Origin of the sequence: Bradyrhizobium sp. 147 (genome assembly GCF_023073935.1) — a bacterium.
In the GTDB taxonomy this organism is placed as follows: domain Bacteria; phylum Pseudomonadota; class Alphaproteobacteria; order Rhizobiales; family Xanthobacteraceae; genus Bradyrhizobium.
Map to the genome: position 1 here is coordinate 15,583 of NZ_JADPKL010000135.1, position 21,554 is coordinate 37,136.

The 21,554-nt window shown below is 63.9% G+C and carries 17 protein-coding genes; 12 read left to right on the top strand and 5 right to left on the bottom strand.

Features of this window, described 5'->3' with window-relative positions; translation table 11 throughout:
* Window positions 1–144: 144 nt before the first annotated feature.
* From IVA87_RS31175 to IVA87_RS31190, 4 genes are all read left to right on the top strand, one after another.
* Window positions 145–1,641, top strand: a complete 1,497-nt coding sequence (locus IVA87_RS31175; RefSeq protein ID WP_247277660.1) for an aldehyde dehydrogenase family protein — start codon at window positions 145–147, stop codon at window positions 1,639–1,641.
* A 109-nt stretch (window positions 1,642–1,750) separates the two neighbouring features.
* Window positions 1,751–2,878 (top strand): alkene reductase, encoded by a 1,128-nt coding sequence (locus IVA87_RS31180; RefSeq protein WP_247336805.1) that lies wholly within the window; start codon window positions 1,751–1,753, stop codon window positions 2,876–2,878.
* Between the two features lie 156 nt (window positions 2,879–3,034).
* On the top strand, window positions 3,035–3,538 hold the full coding sequence (locus IVA87_RS31185; RefSeq protein WP_247336808.1) for a GFA family protein: 504 nt from the start codon (window positions 3,035–3,037) through the stop codon (window positions 3,536–3,538).
* A gap of 265 nt (window positions 3,539–3,803) precedes the next feature.
* Complete coding sequence (locus tag IVA87_RS31190; protein ID WP_247299278.1) at window positions 3,804–5,465, top strand: thiamine pyrophosphate-binding protein; 1,662 nt, start codon at window positions 3,804–3,806, stop codon at window positions 5,463–5,465.
* 212 nt (window positions 5,466–5,677) lie between these two features.
* Here the strand turns inward: IVA87_RS31190 and IVA87_RS31195 are convergent, their stop codons facing one another.
* Window positions 5,678–7,057 carry an LLM class flavin-dependent oxidoreductase gene (locus IVA87_RS31195; RefSeq protein ID WP_247299281.1) on the bottom strand — a complete coding sequence of 460 codons (1,380 nt, stop codon included), beginning with the start codon at window positions 7,055–7,057 and terminating at the stop codon, window positions 5,678–5,680.
* Window positions 7,058–7,322: 265 nt separating this feature from the next.
* On the opposite strand from IVA87_RS31195, the gene IVA87_RS31200 reads away from it, so the two are divergent.
* From IVA87_RS31200 to IVA87_RS31225, 6 genes are all read left to right on the top strand, one after another.
* On the top strand, window positions 7,323–8,708 hold the full coding sequence (locus tag IVA87_RS31200) for a M20 family metallopeptidase (protein ID WP_247299282.1): 1,386 nt from the start codon (window positions 7,323–7,325) through the stop codon (window positions 8,706–8,708).
* 86 nt (window positions 8,709–8,794) lie between these two features.
* Window positions 8,795–9,706, top strand: a complete 912-nt coding sequence (locus IVA87_RS31205) for an amino acid ABC transporter substrate-binding protein (RefSeq protein WP_247277654.1) — start codon at window positions 8,795–8,797, stop codon at window positions 9,704–9,706.
* A gap of 128 nt (window positions 9,707–9,834) precedes the next feature.
* Window positions 9,835–10,566, top strand: coding sequence for an amino acid ABC transporter permease (locus IVA87_RS31210; RefSeq protein WP_247277760.1), 732 nt, complete (start codon window positions 9,835–9,837; stop codon window positions 10,564–10,566).
* A 2-nt stretch (window positions 10,567–10,568) separates the two neighbouring features.
* Complete coding sequence (locus IVA87_RS31215) at window positions 10,569–11,261, top strand: ABC transporter permease subunit (protein WP_247299284.1); 693 nt, start codon at window positions 10,569–10,571, stop codon at window positions 11,259–11,261.
* 12 nt (window positions 11,262–11,273) lie between these two features.
* Window positions 11,274–12,005 carry an amino acid ABC transporter ATP-binding protein gene (locus IVA87_RS31220; protein ID WP_247277653.1) on the top strand — a complete coding sequence of 244 codons (732 nt, stop codon included), beginning with the start codon at window positions 11,274–11,276 and terminating at the stop codon, window positions 12,003–12,005.
* Between the two features lie 187 nt (window positions 12,006–12,192).
* Entirely contained in the window at window positions 12,193–13,053 is an 861-nt protein-coding gene (locus tag IVA87_RS31225) for a D-amino-acid transaminase (RefSeq protein WP_247336811.1), read from the top strand.
* An 88-nt stretch (window positions 13,054–13,141) separates the two neighbouring features.
* Here IVA87_RS31225 and IVA87_RS31230 read toward each other — a convergent pair whose 3' ends face one another.
* The 3 genes from IVA87_RS31230 to IVA87_RS31240 are packed head-to-tail and all read right to left on the bottom strand — an operon-like array spanning window position 13,142 to window position 16,407.
* Window positions 13,142–13,603, bottom strand: coding sequence for a carboxymuconolactone decarboxylase family protein (locus IVA87_RS31230; RefSeq protein WP_247277651.1), 462 nt, complete (start codon window positions 13,601–13,603; stop codon window positions 13,142–13,144).
* 26 nt (window positions 13,604–13,629) lie between these two features.
* Window positions 13,630–15,240 (bottom strand): MDR family MFS transporter, encoded by a 1,611-nt coding sequence (locus tag IVA87_RS31235; RefSeq protein ID WP_247299287.1) that lies wholly within the window; start codon window positions 15,238–15,240, stop codon window positions 13,630–13,632.
* 15 nt (window positions 15,241–15,255) lie between these two features.
* Window positions 15,256–16,407, bottom strand: coding sequence for an HlyD family secretion protein (locus tag IVA87_RS31240; RefSeq protein ID WP_247299288.1), 1,152 nt, complete (start codon window positions 16,405–16,407; stop codon window positions 15,256–15,258).
* Window positions 16,408–16,540: 133 nt separating this feature from the next.
* Here IVA87_RS31240 and IVA87_RS31245 point away from each other — a divergent pair, with 133 nt between their 5' ends.
* A complete protein-coding gene (locus IVA87_RS31245) occupies window positions 16,541–17,452 on the top strand; it encodes a LysR family transcriptional regulator (protein ID WP_247299289.1) in 912 nt (303 codons plus the stop codon).
* Between the two features lie 12 nt (window positions 17,453–17,464).
* Here IVA87_RS31245 and IVA87_RS31250 read toward each other — a convergent pair whose 3' ends face one another.
* Window positions 17,465–20,896, bottom strand: coding sequence for an indolepyruvate ferredoxin oxidoreductase family protein (locus IVA87_RS31250; protein WP_247299290.1), 3,432 nt, complete (start codon window positions 20,894–20,896; stop codon window positions 17,465–17,467).
* A gap of 156 nt (window positions 20,897–21,052) precedes the next feature.
* Between IVA87_RS31250 and IVA87_RS31255 the strand changes: the two genes are divergently transcribed.
* Window positions 21,053–21,508 carry an Lrp/AsnC family transcriptional regulator gene (locus tag IVA87_RS31255; protein WP_247299291.1) on the top strand — a complete coding sequence of 152 codons (456 nt, stop codon included), beginning with the start codon at window positions 21,053–21,055 and terminating at the stop codon, window positions 21,506–21,508.
* Window positions 21,509–21,554: the final 46 nt, after the last annotated feature.

Consider the following 21,554-nt stretch of genomic DNA (forward strand, 5'->3'; position numbering starts at 1 on the left):
CGTGTCTCGTGCCACCCTGCACAAGTCGGCATGGGAGGTCTTCGCTCCGCGCCGCCTTTACGCCTCTCCGGCGCCGCTGTATTTTGTGGGACGAACGATCCCGCCCAGATCGAACCAATCAATCACCTGACAGGGAGTGCAGCCATGGCTGTGTCGCAGGCTATTCCGATCACGCGCCATCCATTCGCCAATGGGTCCTACAAGCAGATGCTGGTCGACGGGAAGTGGGTCGACGCTGCCTCAGGCAAGCGTTTCGAAACCCGCAATCCCGCCACCGGCGAGCTGCTCGCAACCGTCGCCGAGGGAGACAAGGAAGACATCGACCGTGCAGTCGCCGCGGCCCGCCGCGCCTTCGAAGGACCCTGGAGCAAGGTCAAGCCGTTCGAGCGGCAGAACCTGCTGCTCAAGCTCGCCGATCTCGTCGAGAAGAATTTCGACGAATTGTCGCAACTCGACACGCTCGACATGGGGGCCCCCGTCAGCCGGACCCGCGCCTATCGCCTGCGCGCCATCGGCATGCTGCGTTACTACGCCGGCCAAACCACCGCGATCCATGGCGAGACCATCGAGAACTCGCTGCCTGGCGAGATCTTCTCCTACACGCTGAAGGAGCCGGTCGGTGTCGTCGGTGCCATCATCCCCTGGAACGGGCCGCTGACGGCGACCATCTGGAAGATCGGTCCGGCGATCGCGACCGGCTGCACGGTGGTGCTCAAGCCTGCCGAAGAAGCGCCGCTGACCTCGCTGCGCATCGCCGAGCTTGCGATGGAAGCGGGCGTGCCGCCCGGCGTCATCAACGTCGTTCCCGGCTATGGCGAGACCGCGGGCGCGGCGCTCGCCTCCCATCACGACGTCGACAAGGTCGCCTTCACCGGCTCGCATGTCACGGGCCAGTCGATCATCCGTGCGTCGGCCGGCAACCTCAAGCGCGTCTCGCTCGAGCTCGGCGGCAAGTCGCCGGACATCGTGTTCGCCGATGCCGATCTCGATGCTGCGGTACCGGGCGCCGCGATGGCGGTGTTCGCCAATTCGGGGCAGATCTGCAGCGCCGGAACGCGCCTGTTCGTCGAGCAGTCGATCTACGAGGAGTTCGTCGGCCGCGTTGCGGAGTTCGGCAAGAAGCTGCAAGTCGGAAACGGCCTCGATCCCAACACCCAGATCGGCCCACTGGTATCCGAGCAGCAATTGGAGCGTGTCACCGGCTATCTCGATATCGGCCAGAAGGAAGGCGCCAAGGCGCTTGCCGGCGGCGGACGTGTCACCGAAGGCGCTCTGTCGAAAGGCTTCTTCGTCTCACCCACGGTGTTCGCGGGCGTCCAGGACAACATGCGCATCGCGCAGGAGGAGATCTTCGGTCCCGTCATCTCCGCGATCGCGTTCAAGGACATGGATGAGTTGGTCAAGCGCGCCAACAACACCACTTTCGGCCTCGGCTCGGGCCTATGGACCCGCGACGTCAGCAAGGCCCATGCGGTAGCGAAGAGTCTGCGCGCCGGGTCGGTGTGGGTGAACTGCTACCAGGCGATGGACCCGGCTGTGCCCTTCGGCGGCTACAAGATGAGCGGCTACGGCCGCGAGTCGGGCAAGCAGCACGTCGAGGAATATCTCAACGTGAAGGCCGTCTGGATCAAGACGGCGTAGTTTCCCTCCTCCGTTTCGCAAGGAGGAATATTGCCTTCGTGGGGCGGCGCCCTTCCGGTAGCCGCCCCGCTATATGATCGTCAGCCATTCGTAGCCATTTGAGGCCAGCATGAAATTCGAGGCGTTGTTTCGACCGTTGCAGGTCGGTCCGTACAAGCTCGCGCACCGCGTCGCGATGGCGCCGCTGACGCGCATGCGGGCGGAGCGCGAAACTTTCGCGCCGCGGCCGCTCAACGCCGAATATTACGGCCAGCGCGCGACGCCGGGCGGCTTGATCATCGCGGAAGCCTCCCCTGTGCTCTCGCACGGCCGCGGCAATCCGGCGACGCCGGGTATCTATTCGGAGGCGCAAGTTGCGGGCTGGCGCAAGGTGGTCGACGCGGTGCACGCCAAAGGCGGCATCATCTTCCTCCAGCTTTGGCATGTCGGCCGCGTCTCGCATTCCTCCTTCCACGGTGGCGCGCTGCCGGTGTCGGCCTCGGCGATCCCGATCAAGGCCGAAGGCATGAAGGCGATGACCGCCGACGGCAAGATTTCGGACTACGAGACACCGCGCGCGCTGGAGACCGAAGAGGTCAAGGACATCGTCGAGGCATTCCGGCAGGGTGCCAAGAATGCGCTCGCCGCCGGCTTCGACGGAGTCGAGATCCACGGCGCCAACGGCTATCTGCTCGAGCAGTTCCTGCAATCGCGCAGCAACCAGCGCACTGATCAGTATGGCGGATCGGTCGAGAACCGTGCGCGGCTGCTGTTCGAAGTGACGCAGGCCGCGATCGATGTCTGGGGAGCGAACCGCGTCGCCGTCCGGCTGTCGCCTCACGGCATCGCCAATGATTCCGGCGAGCCCGATCCGATGCCGCTCTATACCCATATCGTGACGGCGCTCGACAAGCTCGGTCTTGCCTATTTGCACTTCATCGAGCCGCGTTCCAGCGGCGCGGGCCGCGCCGATGTGCATTGGGAGAACGTGCCCTCCGCGATGGTGCTGTTCCGCCCGCTCTACAGCGGCGTGCTGATGACCGCCGGCGGCTTCACCGGCGGGAGCGCGAATGCCGCGATCGCCGACGGATATGCCGACATCATCGCCTTCGGTCGCATCTTCATCTCCAACCCCGACCTGCCGCGGCGTCTTCGGCACGGCTTCCCGATCACGCCGTACAATCGTGCGACGTTCTACGGTGGGGAGGAGAAGGGGTACACGGATTATCCGGCGTATGACGAACTGACGCCGGCCTGAACTGTTTCCGTCATTCCGGGGCGACGCAACGCCTCGAGCCGGGAATCCATGTCGCATCCTGGCGTGCGCCTGATGGATTCGGGCTCGCGACTTCGCCGCGCCCCGGAATGACAATCGTGTATTCTCGTCCTCGCAATGACGACGGAGAGAATCCCCATGGCCAAAGCCGCCGCCGCCGCAGGAATTGCCACCGGGCAATGTCTCTGCGGCAAGGTCAGCTTCGAGATCGACGTGCCTGCGCGCTGGGCCTGGCATGATCATTCCGCCGCCAGCCGCCGCGCCCATGGCGCGGCCTACGCGACCTACGTCGGGAGCTGGAAGAAGCGCTTTCGCATCACCGCTGGCAAGACTGCGCTCACGCGGTACGAGGACAAGGCCACGAACACCACCCGCAGCTTCTGCTCGCATTGCGGCACGCCGATCGCCTATGAGCGCCCGCGCGGGCCGCACATGGTCAACATCCCCCGCGCGCTGTTCAACGAGCGCACCGGCCGTCAGCCGCTCTATCACATCGCGATCGAAGAGCTGCAGGAATGGGCCTATGCCGGCGAGCCGCTGGTCCCGCTGAAAGGCTTTCCGGGCGTGGTCTGGAAGCGCTCGAAAAGGAAGAAGCGGGCGAGGGGCGAGGATCCGTTCGAATTGGGCCGGGAGGAGCTGTAGCGCACCGCGCACACAGCTCTCGTGCCCTGGACGCAGCGCAGCGCCCCTTCGGCGGTGCGCTGCTGAGCCGCGGCCCATGCTACCAACCATCGTCGTGCGAGTTCTGGGTCCCGGCTCTGCGTCGCAACGTTACACGTTTGCGCCGCGTCCGAGACACGGAGTGGCGCTCGCGCAACGCAGCCATGACCGCGCTTCCTTGCACGCTTCCTCCGACTTCGGCCATCATACGCCCGTCCTTGCGGCAACGTCCGCTCCTGGAGGAAACATGAAGAACAAGATCACCGGCCGCTCCGCCTTTCTCGCGCTGCTCAAGGACGAAGGCATCACTCATCTGTTCGGCAATCCCGGCACGACCGAGTTGCCGATCATGCATGCGCTGAAGGATCACCCTGATCTCACCTATGTGATGGCGATGCAAGAGAGCCTGGTCGTCGCGATCGCCGATGGTTACAGCCGCGCCTCCGGAAAGCTCGTCGCTTGCAACGTCCATGTCGCGCCCGGCCTCGGCAACGCGATGGGCTCGCTCTACAACGCCCAGTTCACGGGCACGCCGATGATCCTCACCGCCGGCCAGCAGGAGCAGGGCCACGGCTTGATGGAGCCGGTGCTGTACGGTCCCTTGGTACGCATGGCCGAGCCGCTGGTGAAATGGGCGGTCGAGGTGACGCGGCTCGAGGACCTGCCGCGCATCGTGCGCCGCGCGGCAAAGGTCGCGACCACGCCGCCGACCGGCCCCGTGTTCATCTCGCTGCCTGGCGACATTCTCAATAGCGAGGCGGGCATCGATCTCGGCCGTTCCACCCGCATCGACGCGCGTACCAGACCATCAGATGGCGCGCTCAGGGCCTTTGCTGCCCGGCTGCTGAAAGCCGAGCGTCCTGTGATCGTCACCATGGACGAAGTGGTCAAGAGTGACGCGCTGAAGGAGGCGGCTGAATTGGCGGAGTTGCTCGGCGCCGCCGCGTTTCAATCCTCGACAGCTTATGGTGCGCACTTCCTCTCGGAGAGTCCGAGCTTCGTCGGCACGCTGGCGCGCGTTCAGAAAGCGGCGCGCGATACGCTCGCGCCCTACGATCTCCTGATTGCGCTTGGCGGCGATCCGCTGCGGATGTCGGTCCATAGCGAGCTCGATGCGCTGCCGGATGGTCTCGGCATCGTGCAGATCGGTCTCGTCGATTGGGAGATCGCCAAAAATTACGGCGCCGAGATCGCGCTGAAGGCGGATTTGAAGGAAACGCTGCGCGCGCTGATCCCGGTGCTGAAAGAGATGGGCGGCGTAACACTCGCGAGCCGCGCCAAGCAGCGCCTCGCCGAGCTCGTGCCGAAGAATTGGACTGCGCGCCGCGCCGCGCTGATCGAGCAGATCAACAAGAGCGCCGGCCGCACACCGATCGACCCGGACTTTCTGGTGCTGCAAATGATCCAGGCCATGCCCGACCATGCCATTCTCGTGGACGAAGGGCTCACCTCCAGCCGCCAGATCACCAACCTGCGCCCGCATCGCGAACGCTACGGCTATCACGGTCTCGCCTCCGGCGGCATCGGCTGGGGCCTGCCTGCCTCGGTCGGCGTCAGCATCGCCAATCCGGATCGCCCCGTCGTCTGTTTCTCTGGCGATGGCAGCGCGATGTATTCGATCCAGGCGTTGTGGACGGCGGCGCATCACAAGCTGCCGCTCAACGTCGTCATCGCCAATAATGGCGGCTACCGCATCATCAAGCAGCGCCTGCTCGCATTCCATGGCGATGACAATTACGTCGGCATGGATTTCGTCGATCCGCCGGTGGATTTTGCGGGCGTCGCCAAGGCGCTCGGCTGCGAGGCGATCAAGGTCAGCGATCCCCGCGAGCTGAAGGCGACGCTGTCGTCGGCGCTTGGCCGGCCGGGGACGAAGCTGATCGAGGTGCTGGTGGACGGGAGGGTGTAAGTGGCAGCGCTGCCTCCAAGTTCTCAGCTGTCATCGTCCGCGAAGGCGGGCGATCCAGTATTCCAGAGACGGCTGTGATTCCTCGATAGGCCGCGGCGTACTGGCTGCCCCGGTCCCGGCTGCGCTAGGCTACGCCGGGCCTGCAAACTCACTCGGCCGGCTAAGCTTCAGCGAAGAGGGCAGGCCGGGGCATGACAGTGAGGATGTGGCTCCTACCCCGTCTTCCCCACCCGATACCCCGCTGCCGGATGCGGCGCGCCTAACCGGGCACGTCCTTGGCCGAACAGCTTCTCCCGCAGCGTGCCCTTGGCATAGCCCGGCTTGTACCGTCCGCGCCGGGTCAGCTCCGGCACCAGCATGTCGGCGATGTCCTCGAAATCGCCGGGCGAGATCGCGAAGGCGACGTTGAGGCCGTCGACATCGGTCGCCTCGAACCATTGCTCGATCTTGTCCGCAACCATCTCCGGCGTGCCGATCACGACCGGGCCGGCGCCGCCGATGCCGACATGCTCGATGACGTCGCGCACGGTCCAGACCCGGTCCGGATCGGCCCGGGTGACGTTGTCCATGGCGCTGCGGCCAGCGTCGTTCTGGACGTGCCGGACCTGCTGGTCGAGGTCGTATCCGGAGAAGTCGACGCCGGTCCAGCCCGACATCAGCGCCAGCGCGCCTTCGGGGCTGATATGGCGGCGATAGTCGGCGTATTTCTCTTTCGCCTCGGCTTCCGTCCGTCCGAGGATGATCGTCATCATCGAGAACATCAGGATTTCGGCCGGGTTGCGGCCGAGCGCGGCGGCCTCTTGCCGGATTGCTGCCACGCGCGGCGCGATCACCTTGGCCGACGGTCCCGACATGAACACGCATTCGGCATGCTTCGCCGCGAATTGCCGGCCGCGCGGCGAGGTGCCGGCCTGGTACAGCACGGGCGTGCGCTGCGGCGACGGTTCGCTGAGATGAATGGTGTTGTTGATGCGGTAGTTCGCGCCCTCATGGTTGACGCGATGAACTTTCGCGGGATCGGTGAAGATGCCGCGCGTCCGGTCTCGCAGCACGGCATCGTCCTCCCAGCTTCCTTCCCAGAGCTTGTAAACGATCTCCATATATTCGTCGGCGATGTCGTAGCGGTCGTCGTGCCCGGTCTGCTTGTCCTTGCCGGCGCCGCGCGCGGCGCTGTCGAGATAGCCGGTGACGACGTTCCATCCGATCCGTCCCTCGGTGAGGTGATCGAGCGTCGACATCCGTCGCGCGAACGGGTAGGGCGGCTCGAAGGACAGGTTGCTGGTGACGCCGAACCCGAGATCTTGCGTTACTGCCGCCATCGCCGAGAGCAGCAGCAGCGGCTCGTTCGACGGCGTCTGTGCTGCGTTGCGCAAGGCTGCGTCAGGGCTGTTGCCGTAGACGTCATAAACCCCGAGCACGTCGGCGAGGAACAGCCCGTCGAATCGGCCGCGCTCCAGCGTCTTGGCGAGATCAATCCAATAGGGCAGGCGGTTATAGTTGGCGGTGCGATCACGCGGATGGGTCCACAGGCCCGGTGACTGGTGTGCGACGCAATTCATCGCAAAAGCGTTGAGCCTGATCTCTTTGGCCATGACGGTCCCTCGGCACTCTGTACTGAGCGCTCTTCGAATGGTAGACGTGCGCCCGAACTTGGCGAAGTTCTTGCATATCCTAGACTTGGATGTCTCGGCCTTGGCAAGGCCAAAATCCGCAGCGCTGCCGCACTTGGCAAGCCAGTCTCAAGAGAGCAAGAACCAAATTCCAAGAGAACTCCAACAACCATCGAAGTCCCGCCACTTTCGAAGAGCCGCCCGTCTCGGGTAATGTCCTTCGTCTCAAAATCTCGAAAAGCAAGTCATGACCAGAGCCGACGCCATCGCCCGCGCCCGCGAGGATTTCAAATCCGGTGCGTTCCTCACCGAGCTCGACCGCCGCGTCGCTTATCGGACCGAGAGCCAGAATCCCTCGCGCGGCACTGAGCTGCGCACCTATCTGGAACAGGAAATGCAACCGGCCTTTGCCGCGCTTGATTTCACCAGCCGCATCGTCGAATCCCCGAGCGGCAAGGCGCCGTTCCTGTTTGCCGAGCACCACGAGAGTGCCTCAGCGCCGACCGTGCTGATCTACGGCCATGGCGACGTCGTCGACGGCATGGAGGGCGAGTGGCGCGACGGCCGCGATCCCTGGCGCACGACGGTTGCGGGCACGCGCCTCTATGGCCGCGGCACTGCCGACAACAAGGGCCAGCACAGCATCAACATGGCGGCGCTGCGCGCCGTGCGCGAGGCGAGAGGCGGCAAGCTCGGCTTCAACGCCAAATTCATCGTCGAGATGGGCGAGGAGATCGGCTCGCCCGATCTCGGCAAGGTCTGCGACCTCAATCGCGATGCGCTCAAGGCCGATCTGTTCATGGCCTCGGACGGGCCGCGTCTGTCCGCCGACCGTCCGACGCTGTTTCTGGGCTGCCGCGGCGGCATCCGCATCCATCTCGATGTGAACTTGCGCGACGGCGGTCACCATTCCGGCAATTGGGGCGGCGTGCTCGCCAACCCCGCGACCATCCTGGTCAACGCGATCTCCACGCTGGTTGACGGCCACGGCCGTCTCCAGCTTGACGCGCTGAAGCCGCCGCGGCTCACCAACCAGATCCGCAGCTATCTCGCCGACGTGCAGGTGGTGCCGACCGCGGATGAGCCGGCGCTGGCGGAGAATTGGGGCGAGGAGAGCCTGTCGGCGGCCGAACGGCTCTACGCCTGGAACACGCTGGAAGTGCTGGCGATGGCATCGGGCAATATCGAGAAGCCGGCGAACGCCATTCCCGGACATGCCAATGCCGTGCTGCAACTGCGTTTCGTGGTCGGGACGAAGATCGAGGGTCTGATCGAGGCCATCCGCGCGCATCTGGTCGCAAAGGGTTTTCCGATGGTCGAGGTGCGGGCGGCCCAGAGTTTTGCCGCATCGCGGACCGATTTCGACAGCCCCTGGATCAATTGGGCGGCCAATTCAGTGCAGGAGACGACCGGCAAGGCGCCGGCCGTGCTGCCGAATTTCGGCGGCTCGCTGCCCAACGACGTGTTCTCCGAAATCCTGGGCCTGCCGACGATCTGGGTGCCGCACTCCTATCCCGGTTGCTCCCAGCATGCGCCCAATGAGCACATCCTGCTGCCATTGACCGAAGAGGCCTTGACGGTGATGGCCGGGCTGTTCTGGGATCTCGGCGAGTTGCCGGCGCCGTTAACCTGAGCCTTTGATCCAGCCGAAAGTTACATTCTAATCCGGCTCGATTTGTGCTTGCATCCGGGCCGCATCATCTGAAAGGGGAATAAAAAGTGAAACATTTCCGTTACATCGGGCTCGCGCTTGCCGCCACCTTCGCCGTCAGCCAGGCCGGGGCCCAGGAGCTGACCGGCACGCTGAAGAACATCAAGGACACTGGCGCGATCACGCTGGGCTTCCGCGACTCCTCGATCCCGTTCTCCTATCTCGATGACAACCAGAAGCCCATCGGGTTCGCGATGGACATCTGCTACAAGATCGTCGACGCCGTGAAGAAGGAGCTCAAGCTGGACAAGCTCGAGGTCAAGCTCAATCCGGTGACCTCGGCGACCCGCATCCCGCTGATGGCGAACGGCACCATCGATCTCGAATGCGGCTCGACCACCAACAATGCCGAGCGCCAGAAGCAGGTCGCTTTTACCAACACCCACTATCTGACGGCCAGCCGCTACGTGTTCAAGAAGTCGAGCGGCCTGAAGTCGATCGACGATCTCAAGGGCAAGACCGTGGTCTCGACCGCCGGCACCACCAACATCAAGCAGCTCACCGAGGCCAACGTTGCCAAGGGCCTCGGCGCTAACATCATTCCGGCCAAGGACCACGCCGAGGCCTTCCTGATGGTCGAGACCGACCGCGCGGTCGCCTTCGTGATGGACGACATCCTGCTGGCGAGCCTGGTGGCCGGCTCGAAGAACCCGGACGACTATGCCATCTCCAAGGATGCGTTCTCCAAGCCCGAGCCTTATGGCATCATGCTGCGCAAGGACGACCCCGCCTTCAAGAAGGTGGTCGATGCGGCGACGGCGGCGCTCTATACGTCCGGCGAAGCCCAGAAGATCTACGATAAGTGGTTCACCCAGAAGATCCCGCCGAAGGGACTGAACCTCAACACGCCGATCTCGCCAGAGCTGAAGAACGAGTTCGCCAAGCCGACGGACTCGCCGAATCCGGACGATTACAAGTAAGATCGAGCTGTTCGCCTCTCCCCGCTTGCGGGAGAGGCGGTACATTTCGGACATTCTGGAGGGAGAATGGCCGGACATTTGCATAGACGCCGGGACATCCATGATCGGCGCGTTCGCGCGGGGGACACGTGAACTACAACTGGAACTGGGGAATCTTTTTCCAGCCGAACCCGATGGGGACCGGCACCTATCTCGACATGCTGCTGTCGGGGCTGGTGCTGACCCTCAAGACCGCGGCGCTGGCGTGGGTCATCGCGCTGATCACCGGCTCCATCGTCGGCGTGATGCGCACGCTGCCGTCGAGGGGAGCGAATTGGTTCGGCTTTGCCTATGTCGAATTCTTCCGTAACATGCCGCTGCTCGTGCAGCTCTTCCTGTGGTTCTTTGTGCTGCCGGAACTGCTGCCAAGAGGCGCCGGCACTTGGCTGAAGCAGCTGCCGAACGCGCCGTTCTGGACGGCCGCGATCGGTGTCGGCTTCTTCATGTCGGCCCGCGTCGCCGTGCAATTGCAGGCCGGCATCGGTTCGCTGCCGCGCGGGCAGAAGATGGCCGCAACCGCCCTGGGTCTGACCACGGTGCAGGGCTATCGCTACGTGCTGCTGCCGATGGCGTTCCGCATCATCCTGCCACCCTTGACCTCTGAGTTTCTCAACACCATCAAGAACACGGCGGTTGCGATCACCATCGGCCTGCTCGAGTTGACCGGACAGGCGCGCTCCATGCAGGAATTCTCGTTCCAGGTGTTCGAGGCCTTCACCGCTGCGACTATCCTCTATCTCCTCGTCAACGCCGTCGTCGTGACCGCGATGCGCTTCCTCGAGCGCTGGGTTGCGATCCCCGGCTACATCACGGGGAAATAGCGATGTTCGGCAATCTCGATTTCGACGTCATCCGCCGCGCGCTGCCCTATTTGTTCTATGAGGGCATGACGTTCACGCTGACGCTAACGGGGCTCGCAGCACTCGGCGGGTTGGTCTTCGGCACGGCACTCGCGCTGATGCGGCTCTCCGGCTTCAAGATCCTTGGCCGGATCGCCGGCGTTTATGTCGACTTCATGCGCTCGCTGCCGCTGGTGCTGGTCATCTTCTGGTTCTATTTCCTGGTGCCCTATATCGGGCAGTGGCTGACCGGCGCCTCGCGCCCCATCAGCGTCGGCGCGTTCGCATCGTCGCTCATCACCTTCATCATGTTCGAGGCGGCGTACTTCTCCGAAATCATGCGCGCCGGCATCCAGTCGATCTCGCGCGGGCAGCCGGCTGCCGCCAGCGCGCTGGGGCTGACTTACGCCCAGACCATGCGCTATGTCGTGCTGCCGCAGGCCTTCCGCAACATGCTGCCGGTCCTGATCACGCAGACCATCGTGTTGTTCCAGGACACCTCGCTGGTCTACGTGCTGTCGATCACCGACTTCCTCGGCGCCGCCAGCAAGGTGGCGCAGCGCGACGGGCGCCTGGTCGAAATGTATCTGTTCGCAGCAATCGTCTACTTCACCATTTCCTGTATCGCGTCCTACGGCGTTCGCCGCCTCCAGGCGCGCATCGCCATCATCCGATAGAGCGTGTCCGTCATGATCGAAATCAGCCACGTCAACAAATGGTACACGCCGAGTTTCCAGGTGCTGACGGATTGCACCACCAGCGTCACCAAGGGCGAGGTCGTCGTGGTCTGCGGTCCCTCGGGCTCGGGCAAGTCCACGCTGATCAAATGCGTCAATGCGCTGGAGCCGTTCCAGAGCGGCGACATCCTGGTCGACGGCACCAAGGTCAACGATCCCAAGACCAATCTGCCGAAGCTGCGTTCGCGCGTTGGCATGGTTTTCCAGCACTTCGAGCTGTTTCCGCATCTCAAGATCATCGACAATCTCTGCCTCGCCCAGGAGAAGGTGCTGGGGCGCCCGCGTGACAAGGCGCAGACCAAAGGCATGCAGCTTCTGGAGCGCGTCGGGTTGATCGAGCAGGCGCAGAAATTCCCGGCGCAGCTCTCCGGCGGGCAGCAGCAGCGCGTCGCCATCGCTCGCGCGCTGGCGATGGATCCGATCGTCATGCTGTTCGACGAGCCGACCTCGGCGCTGGACCCCGAAATGGTCAGTGAAGTGCTCGACGTCATGGTCGATCTCGCCCGCGAAGGCATGACCATGATGGTCGTCACCCACGAGATGGGTTTTGCTCGCAAGGTCGCCAACCGCGTCATCTTCATGGACCGCGGCGAGATCGTCGAGGACGCAGCGAAGGACGATTTCTTCGGCAAGCCCCGCAGCGACCGCGCGCAGAAATTCCTGTCGAAGATCCTGTCGCATTAATCACCGCTGTCATTCCGGCGCGACGACTTCGCGAGCCCGGAATCCATTGTGCGGCAGTACGCGAGATGAGATCGATTCCTGGCTCATTCGCTTTGCGAATGCCCCGGAATGACGCATCGAGGGTTTATCGTCCGCGCCAAATCTCCTATACCGGTGGGCAAATCCCCTTTCCGCCAGGAGACCTGCCTTGGACTCGATTGCCTACGTCAACGGCTCATTCGTCCCGCTCTCGGACGCGAAAGTCTCGATCCTCGACCGCGGCTTTCTGTTCGCCGACGGCATCTACGAGGTCTCGGCCGTTCTCGATGGCAAGCTGGTCGACAATGCCTCGCATCTGGCGCGGCTGGAGCGCTCGGTCGGCGAGATCAAGCTGACGCTACCGGAGACGCTCGAGCGCATCACCGAGTTCCAGAAGGAACTGATCGCACGCAACAAGCTCGAGAACGGCCTCGTCTACCTCCAGGTCACGCGCGGTGCCGACAAGGGCCGCGACTTTGCGTTTCCCAAGGGTGACGTCAAGTCGAGCCTGGTGATGTTCACCTCGGAGAAGGATATCATCAACGCCGCGTCGGCGAAGACCGGCATCAGCGTGATCACCGTGCCCGACATCCGCTGGGAACGGCGCGATATCAAGAGCGTGGCACTGCTGGCGCAGGTGCTGGCGAAGCAGGCCGCGGCCGAAGCCGGCGCCGGCGAAGCCTGGATGCTGGAAGACGGCTATGTCACCGAAGGCGGCTCGTCCTCGGCATTCATCCTGACGCAGGACGATGTCATCGTGACCCGCAAGAACTCCAATGCGATCCTGCCGGGCTGCACCCGCAAGGCCGTGGTGGCGCTCGCCGAAGAGCGCCAGCTCCGCGTTGAGGAGCGTTCTTTCACGGTGGCCGAGGCGCTGGCTGCAAAGGAGGTTTTTGCGACGTCGGCCTCACTGTTCGTGCAGCCGGTGGTCGCGATCGATGGGAAAAAGATCGGCGACGGCAAGCCCGGCCCGTTGGCAACGCGGCTGCGCGAGATCTACGTGGAGTTCGCCAAGGCGACGGCGGTTTAAGCCACACCCATTGCTGTCATCGCCCGGCTTGACCCGGGCGACGACAGTTGTGGGGGTGGAGGCGACGTTGCGTCCATGACGCCACTCCTCACCCCACCGACGCCTTGACCTTCACCGGGTGAACTGCGCGGAACGAGATCGCGATCCTGTTCCAGGCGTTGATGGTCGCGATCAGCATGGTCAGGTTGACCGTTTCCTCCTCGGAGAACTGTGCGCGGACCTGCTCGTAGACGTCGTCCGGCGCGTGCGTCTGCGAGATCAAGGTCACTGCTTCGGTCCAGGCCAGCGCGGCGCGCTCGCGGTCGGAATAGAGCGGAGATTCGCGCCAGGCGTCGAGCAGATAGATGCGCTGCTCGGTCTCGCCGCGCTTGCGCGCGTCCTCGGTATGCATGTTGATGCAATAGGCGCAGCCGTTGATCTGCGAGGCCCGGATCTTGACGAGCTCGATCAGTGACTTCTCCAGGCCTGTCGACTGGATCTGCGTCTCCAGCGCCATCAGTGCTTTGATCGTGTCGGGCGCGGCCTGGTAGTAGTTCATGCGCGGCTTCATGGTCGTTCTCCTTGCTTGGATAGAGGTCAGTGGGCTCCGCCGGGGGAAGTCTGGCCGGGCTTCTTCAGGAACAGGGCTGCGACCAGGGCCACGATCAGCGCCGCGCCAAGCAGATAGAAGGTGTCGCTGAAGGCGAGGATATAGGCCTGCTTCTGCACGATACGGCCGATCGCGACATAGGCTCGATGCGACGCATCCGCATGGTCGAGGATGCCGTGATTGATGAAATACTGGGTGAGCTGCTCCAGCCGTGTGCGCGTCGCCTGCTCGAACACCGAGACCGACTGCATCAGCACGTTGGAGTGATACTGCTCGCGCTTGGTCAGCACGGTCTGGAGCAGCGCGATGCCGACGGCGCCGCCGAGATTGCGCATCATGTTGAACAGGCCTGACGCCGAGCCTGCGTTTTCCGGCTCGATGCCTGATGTTGCCACCGCGGACAGCGGCGCCATCACCAGCGCCTGGCCAATCGCACGGACGACGTTGGGCCAGAACAGCTGATCGGCGGCATAGTTGCTGGTCATGGTGATGTTCATGAAGTTGGAGGCCGCGAACAATACGAAACCGACGCCGATCACCAGCCGTGCGTCGAACCTCTGCATCAGGCGAGGGACGAGCGGGATCAGAACGAGCTGCGGCAACCCGGTCCAGGCCAGCACGAAACCGATCTGCTCGGCATTGTAACCTTGGATGCGAGCCAGATATTGCGGCAGGATGAACACCGAGCCGTAGAGTGCGATACCAAGCAGGAAGTTCGCGAGCATGCCGAAGCCGAAATTGCGCCGCACCAGCAGGCGCAGGTTCAAGAGCGGCTTCTTCACTGTGAGCTCGATGACGAGGAAGGCGGTGAGCGCAACGCCAGCGATTAACGACAGTTTCACGATGAACGGCGAGCCGAACCAGTCGTCCTTGTTGCCTTCCTCCAGCACGGTCTGCAGCGTGGACAGCCCGATCGCCATGGTGATGATGCCGGCCCAGTCGCCTTCCCGCAACAGCGACAGCTTCATGGGCGTTGCGTCGAGCGCGTACCAGAGCATACCGACCATGATCGCGCCGGGCACGAGGTTGACGTAGAAGATGTACTGCCAGCCGAAATTCTCGGTGAGATAGCCGCCGATGGTCGGGCCGATCGCGGGTGCGAACGTCGCCGATAGCGCGAACAGCGCAAGGCCCACGGGCTGTTTTCCGCGCGGCAATAACGTGATGATCAGCGTGAAGGCCATCGGAATCAGCACGCCGCCGGTGAAGCCTTGCACCGCGCGCAGCACGATCATCTGCGACAGATCCTGCGCCAGCGCGCAGGCCGCCGACAGAGCCAGGAACAGGATCGCGTTGGTGAGCAGATAGAGGCGGATCGAGAACACCTGCGCGAGCCAACCTGAGAGCGGGATCACCACGATCTCGGCGATCAGATAAGAGGTCGAGATCCAGCCGCCGTCGTCGATGCCGGCGCCGATCGCACCCTGGATATCGGCCAACGAAGCGTTGACGATCTGGATGTTCAGCACCGCCATGAAGGCGCCCAGGGTCGCGCCGATCACCGCGATCCATGTTCTTGCGGAAACCGCCGGGGTGGCAGGCGCAGCCGGGGCGGGGAGGCCGGCTGCGGCGTTGAGGGTGGGTTGGAGCGTGCTCATGGAAGCCTCGTCAGCTCAGCCGCCATTCGGACGGGATGTGTTGTCGGCGAGATGCCTGGCCGTCTCGCGCTCGGCCAGCACCGCCTGCTTGGTGTCGACGGTCGGCACCGCGGACATGCCGGGGCGCAGCAGGCCGGTCAGGCTGTGGTCGTCGAGCACGATCTTGACCGGCACGCGTTGCACGATCTTGGTGAAATTGCCGGTGGCGTTGTCCGGCGGCAGCAGGGCGAATTCGAGCCCGCTTGCCGGCGACAGACTGTCGACATGGCCGCGCAGGGTCTGGCTGCGGAAGCTGTCGACGCGTAGCTCGACTGGCTGGCCGGGGCGCATATGCGTGAGCTGCGTCTCCTTGAAGTTCGCGACGACATAGACGGCATCCAGCGGCACCACGGCCATCAATTGTGTGCCGGCTTGTACGTACTGGCCGACGCGTAGGCTCCGTGCGCCAACCGTGCCGTCGACCGGCGCGGTGATCTCGGTATAGGACAGGTTCAGCGCCGCCTGCTGCGCCACCGCGCGGGCGCGCTCGAGTTGGGCCGTCGCCTGGGCCCGCTGGGTGGTGAGCACGTCGACCTTGCGCTGCGCCGCCAAGAGGCCGGATTTGGCGTGCTGCAATTGCGCGGTGCTGGCGCGCAGCGCTGAATCGGTCTGCTGCGCGCGCTGGATGGTGCCGGAGCCCGACTTCATCAGGTCGTCGTAGCGGGCGCGTTCCTCCTGGGCGAATTTCAGGTTGGCCTCAGCAGCGATGACATCGGCGGTGCTCTGCGCGATGATCGGCTGTTGCAATTCGAGCTGGGCATCGATGTTGCGCACCGAGGCTTCGCCGGCCTCGACATCGGCGCGGGCCTGGTCGAGGGCTGTCTTGAAGTCACGATCGTCGATCTTGGCCAGCAGCTGGCCCGCTTTGACTTTCTCGTTGTCGCCGACCAGCACCTTCGCGATGTAGCCCGAGACCTTAGGCGCGATGATCGTGGAATCGGCCTTCACATAGGCGTCGTCGGTGGATTCGAGATAGCGGCCGGTCTTCAGGTAATCGTAGCCATAATCGGCAGCGACCACGACGCCGAGGGCCAGCGCCAGGCCGACCGCGCCCCGCTGGAGCGCCTGGCGAGACGGGCGAAGCCAGATTTTCTCATTTGTTTCAGTAACATACGAAGCGTTTGACATGACATCCTCGACATTCCCGGGCGCCTCCTAAGGGGCACCGCTGGCTCTAAGATGCGTTGTCCTCATAGCTGTGATAATCGTGGTATTAGTGGAAGAATTATCCAGTCCAGATGGATAATCTGAGCTCCGAGACATGGACCGCTTCAGCAGCCTCACGGCGTTCGTCCGGGTGGTCGATAGTGGCGGCTTTTCCGCCGCGGCCCGCCGGCTCGACATGTCGACGACAATGGTGAGCAATCATGTCCAGGCGCTCGAAGAGCGGCTGGGGGTGCGGCTGCTCAATCGGACCACGCGGAAAGTCAGCCTCACCGAAATCGGCAAGGCCTATTACGACCGTGCCACGCAGATCCTCGCCGATCTCGAACAGGCCGACGACATCGCGAGCGAATTGCAGTCGGTCCCCCGCGGCACGCTGCGCATCCACGTCGCCACGCACATGGTGCCGTTCGCCGCGCCGGTAGTCGCGCAGCTCCTGTCGACTTATCCGGAGCTCAAGATCGACCTGCGCATGGGCGAGGCCGACGTCGATCTCATCGAGGAAGGTTATGACGTCGCCTTGCGCATGACCCAGCCGCGGGATTCCAGCCTGATCGTGCGGAGTCTCGCCACGTGGCGCCATGTGCTGTGCTGTTCGCACGACTATCTCGAGAAGCACGGCCGCGTGCAGAAGCTCGATGAGCTCTCGGCGCATAATTGCGGCCGGCACCTGAATTATCCTTTCGGTGACGAGTGGCGCTTCCTCGATCGCAAGGGTGCGCCGGCATCGGTGCGCATCTCAGGCAGCTTCGTCACCAACAGCGGAGAAGCATTGCGGAAGGTGGCGCTGGAGGGCGCAGCCATCTGCCTAATGGCCGGGTTTCTCGTTCAAGACGATCTCGAATCGGGTCGGCTGGTCCGTCTGTTGCCGGAATATCGGACCGTCGAGCTGTCTATGAACGCGGTCTATCCGCATCGCCACCATCTGACGGCGAAGGTCAGGACCTTCATCGACATGCTCGTGCATCACAGCGCCGAGCAGCAGAAGCTGATCAACCCTTATTCATGAGGACGAATGCGGTCAGGCTGCCTTGGCCGCGACCGGCCGCGCCAGCAAGGATTCGACGTCGGTCTTCACCTTCGCGATCGCAGCCTCCTTCACCGGGCCATAACCGCGAATGTCCATGGGAGCCCTAGCGATGGCCGTGAGATTCGGCAGGCGTGCCGCGTCGAGCTCGCCGAGCATCCGCTCGATCAGGCCTTCGTACCAGGCGATCAGCTCCCGCTCGGCACGCCGTTCGGCCGTGTAGCCGAATGGATCGAACGGTGTTCCGCGCAGCCCCTTCAACCGCGCCAGCATGAGGAGCGGTGCCTGGATCCACGACCCGAAGGCGCGCTTGCGCGGACGCCCACGTGCATCGCGGCTTGACGGCAGGAAAGGCGGGGCAAGGTGATACTGGATGCGGAAGCCATCCTCGAACTCGCCTTTTAGCTCGTCGAGGAAGCCGCTCTGCATATGCAGCCGCGCCACCTCGTACTCGTCCTTGTAGGCCATCAGCTTGAACAGGGCGCGGGCAACCGCGCCGGTCAGAGCTTCGCTGTTCAGGACAGCCTCGGCGCGGCGGACCCTCGCGACGAGCGCCCGGTAGCCCGCCGCATAGGCTTCGTCCTGATAGGCGGTGAGGAAATCGGCGCGGCGTTCGATGAGTTGGTCGAGTGTCTCGGCCGTGGGCACGCCGTCCGTCTTCGGCAGAAAATCCGGAGCGGCAGCGGCGATGCGGCCCCAGGCGAACGCCTGCTTGTTGCGTTCGATGGCGATGCCGTTGAGCTCGATCGCGCGCAGCAGCGCTTGCAGCGAGACCGGCACCAGTCCGTGCTGCCAGGCAAAACCCAGCATGATGATGTTGGCATAGACGGCGTCGCCGAGCAGCCGTTCGGCCAGCGCATTCGCGTTGATCGTATCGAGATTGCCGTCGCCGATCACGCGGCCGATGGCGCGCAGGCGGGCAGTGGAGGCGAGGTCGGCATCGCGGAAGCGGACGACGTCGCCGGTCGGCATCTCCGCGGTATTGACCGCGGCGCGCGTGCCGCGGCGATAGGTGCCGGAGGCCTTCGACGAGGAGCTCACGACGAGATCGCAGCCGATCACCGCATCGGCCGCGCCTTGGTCGATACGAACCTGATGCAGCGCCCCGGGGGAAGCGGCAAGCCGGATGTAGCTCAGCACGGGGCCGAATTTCTGCGCAAAGCCGGTAAAATCCAGCACCGAGACGCCGCTTCGTTCGAGATGCGCGGCCATGCCGATCAGCGCGCCGACCGTAATTACGCCGGTGCCGCCGACGCCGGTCACCAGCAGGTCGTAGGGCCGGTCGAGCGTCGCGAAGGCGGGCAGAGGCAGCGTCGCGGCACGGCCGATCGCGTCGACCCGGCTCGCGGTTTTCTGGCGACGCGTGGCGCCTTCGACGGTAACAAAACTCGGACAGAAGCCGTTGAGACAGGAAAAATCCTTGTTGCAGGCCGAGAGATTGATCTGGCGTTTGCGGCCGAACGGCGTTTCCTTCGGCTCGACGCTGAGACAGTTGGACTCGACCGAGCAATCGCCGCAGCCTTCGCAGACGAGATCATTGATGTAGACATAGCGCTTCGGGTCGTTCATCTGGCCGCGCTTGCGCCGCCGGCGCTTCTCGGTGGCGCAGGTCTGCTGGTAGATCAGCACGGAGACGCCTGGCACCTCGCGCAGCTCGCGCTGCACCGCGTCCATCTCCTCGCGTGGATGGATGGTGACGCCGGTTGGCAGGTCGGGCGGAGAAAATTGCGCGGGATTGTCCGACACCAGCGCGATACGCTCAACACCTTCGGCGCGGACGCTGTGGGCGATGGCATGCACGCTGACCGGCCCGTCGACTGGCTGGCCGCCGGTCATCGCTACGGCATCGTTGAACAGGATCTTGTAGGTGATGTTGGCATTGGCCGCGATCGCCTGCCGGATCGCCATCGAGCCGGAGTGATAATAGGTGCCTTCGCCGAGATTTTGGAACACGTGCTTGTGGCCGGTGAATTTCGATGAAGCCGCCCAGTTCACGCCCTCGCCGCCCATCTGGATCAGCGAGGAGGTCTCACGGTCCATCCAGCTCGCCATGAAGTGGCAGCCGATGCCGGCCAGTGCCTTGGAGCCCTCCGGCACCTTGGTCGACGTGTTGTGCGGACATCCCGAGCAGAAATAGGGTGTGCGCGTCGCGCCTGGGACGTTGATCGTGCGCGCGGCCTCCGGCATCAAGGCAGCTGCCCGCGCGGCGAGATTGAGGCCTGGAAACATCGGGTCGAGCCGGCGCGCCAGCACGGCAGCCAGCGCGCGCGGCGACAATTCGCCGATCCACGAGATCAGCCGCGCCCCCCGCTCGTCATGCTTGCCGACCATGCGCTCGGGCTTCGCGCCCGGATAATCGTAGAAATATTCCTTGAACTGGCTCTCGATGATGCCGCGCTTCTCCTCGACGACGAGGATCTCGCGCTTGCCCTTCACGAACTCCATGGCGTCATGGAGCGCCAGGGGCCAGACCATGCCGACCTTGTAGATGTCGATGCCGATGCTGCGGCAGGCCGTTTCATCGAGGTCCATCAGCCGCAGCGCTTCCATAAGGTCGAGATGCGCCTTGCCCGTGGTGACGATGCCGTAGGTGGCACCCGGAATGTCGTAGATGTGCCTGTCGATCGGATTGGCCTTCGCAAAGGCGTAGACGGCGTGCTTCTTCGCTTCCAGCCGTTCCTCGATCTGCGGACCCGGCAGGTCTGGCCAGCGATAGTGCAGGCCTCCCGGTGGTGGCGCGAAGTCGGGCGTGCGGAAGTCGCGGGGCGGGCTTAGCGCCACGGACGCGCCAGACTCCACGATCTCCGAAATCGCCTTGAAGCCGACCCACATGCCGGAGAAGCGGCTCAGTGCGTAACCATATTCGCCGAACTCGAGATATTCGCCGACGCTTGCCGGGTGCAGCGTCGGCATGAACCAGCTCATGAAGGCGACGTCGGACTGGTGCGGCATCGAGGATGAGACGCAGCCATGATCGTCGCCGGCGACCACCAGCACGCCGCCATGCGGCGAGGAGCCATAGGCATTACCGTGCTTGAGCGCATCGCCCGAGCGATCGACGCCGGGGCCCTTGCCGTACCAGAGCCCGAACACGCCATCGACCTCGCGGTCCCCTTGCGTCTCGACTTGCTGCGATCCGAGCACGGCGGTTGCCGCAAGGTCTTCGTTGACTGCGGGGAGGAATTCGATGCGGTCGCGCTTTAATCGCTCCTGGATGCGCCAGAGCTCGAGATCGACGCCGCCAAGCGGCGAGCCGCGATAGCCGGAGATGAAGCCCGCGGTATTGAGGCCGCGGGCGCGATCGCGCCTGACCTGGTCGAGTGCGATACGGACGATCGCCTGTGTGCCCGTGAGGAAGACACGGCCTTGCTCGCGGTCATAGCGGTCGGAGAGTTCGTAGATGTCGAGGGACGGAATGGCGTCCATGCGGACCTCCCGCGGCATTTCCTGCCGGATCAGCAGAGGTTAGGCTCGGACGGCTGGTAGGTCTTACCTATCTTTCCCGGTAGGCGCGGTTATTCTGGTAGATATAACCCGATTTGGCCTATCATTCGGTCAAGTTATCCGGTTTGTGAGGATTCCATGATCGAAGAGCAGGATGCGCGGATTCTTGCGCACCTCCAGAAGGACGGCCGCGCCACCAACCAGCAGCTTGCCGACGAGGTCGGCATGTCCACCTCGGCCTGCTGGCGCCGGGTGCGCGCGCTTGAGGAAAGCCGCGTCATCCGTGGCTATGCAGCGCTGATCGATCGCGAGCGGGCGGGCTTTGCGATGTCCGCCATCCTCCACGTCTCGCTGGAGCGGCATGACGCCAAGTTCGTCGATGAATTTGTCGCGCGGGTCACCACGCGCCGCGAGGTGCTGGAGTGCTTTGCGACCACGGGCGATGCCGATTATCACTTGCGCGTCGTCGTGCAGGACATGGCCGCCTACAACAGATTCTTGGACGAATTCATGTTCCGCATCCCCGGCATCCGCTACGTCCGCAGCAATGTGGTGCTGAAGGAGATCAAGACGAGCGTGGCACTGCCGTTTTGACGCAGGTGTGCACGGATTATCCGTGGTCGTCCCGGCCCTGCTGCGC

What these genes read in the sequence shown, in the direction of transcription:
- IVA87_RS31190 (WP_247299278.1), top strand. Translation starts at nt 3,804, where the DNA reads ATGAAGAACAAGATCACCGGCCGCTCCGCCTTTCTCGCGCTGCTCAAG.
- IVA87_RS31215 (WP_247299284.1), top strand. Translation starts at nt 10,569, where the DNA reads ATGTTCGGCAATCTCGATTTCGACGTCATCCGCCGCGCGCTGCCCTAT.
- IVA87_RS31220 (WP_247277653.1), top strand. Translation starts at nt 11,274, where the DNA reads ATGATCGAAATCAGCCACGTCAACAAATGGTACACGCCGAGTTTCCAG.
- IVA87_RS31180 (WP_247336805.1), top strand. Translation starts at nt 1,751, where the DNA reads ATGAAATTCGAGGCGTTGTTTCGACCGTTGCAGGTCGGTCCGTACAAG.
- IVA87_RS31200 (WP_247299282.1), top strand. Translation starts at nt 7,323, where the DNA reads ATGACCAGAGCCGACGCCATCGCCCGCGCCCGCGAGGATTTCAAATCC.
- IVA87_RS31185 (WP_247336808.1), top strand. Translation starts at nt 3,035, where the DNA reads ATGGCCAAAGCCGCCGCCGCCGCAGGAATTGCCACCGGGCAATGTCTC.
- IVA87_RS31235 (WP_247299287.1), bottom strand. Translation starts at nt 15,240, where the DNA reads ATGAGCACGCTCCAACCCACCCTCAACGCCGCAGCCGGCCTCCCCGCC.
- IVA87_RS31245 (WP_247299289.1), top strand. Translation starts at nt 16,541, where the DNA reads ATGGACCGCTTCAGCAGCCTCACGGCGTTCGTCCGGGTGGTCGATAGT.
- IVA87_RS31255 (WP_247299291.1), top strand. Translation starts at nt 21,053, where the DNA reads ATGATCGAAGAGCAGGATGCGCGGATTCTTGCGCACCTCCAGAAGGAC.
- IVA87_RS31175 (WP_247277660.1), top strand. Translation starts at nt 145, where the DNA reads ATGGCTGTGTCGCAGGCTATTCCGATCACGCGCCATCCATTCGCCAAT.
- IVA87_RS31240 (WP_247299288.1), bottom strand. Translation starts at nt 16,407, where the DNA reads ATGTCAAACGCTTCGTATGTTACTGAAACAAATGAGAAAATCTGGCTT.
- IVA87_RS31230 (WP_247277651.1), bottom strand. Translation starts at nt 13,603, where the DNA reads ATGAAGCCGCGCATGAACTACTACCAGGCCGCGCCCGACACGATCAAA.
- IVA87_RS31250 (WP_247299290.1), bottom strand. Translation starts at nt 20,896, where the DNA reads ATGGACGCCATTCCGTCCCTCGACATCTACGAACTCTCCGACCGCTAT.
- IVA87_RS31195 (WP_247299281.1), bottom strand. Translation starts at nt 7,057, where the DNA reads ATGGCCAAAGAGATCAGGCTCAACGCTTTTGCGATGAATTGCGTCGCA.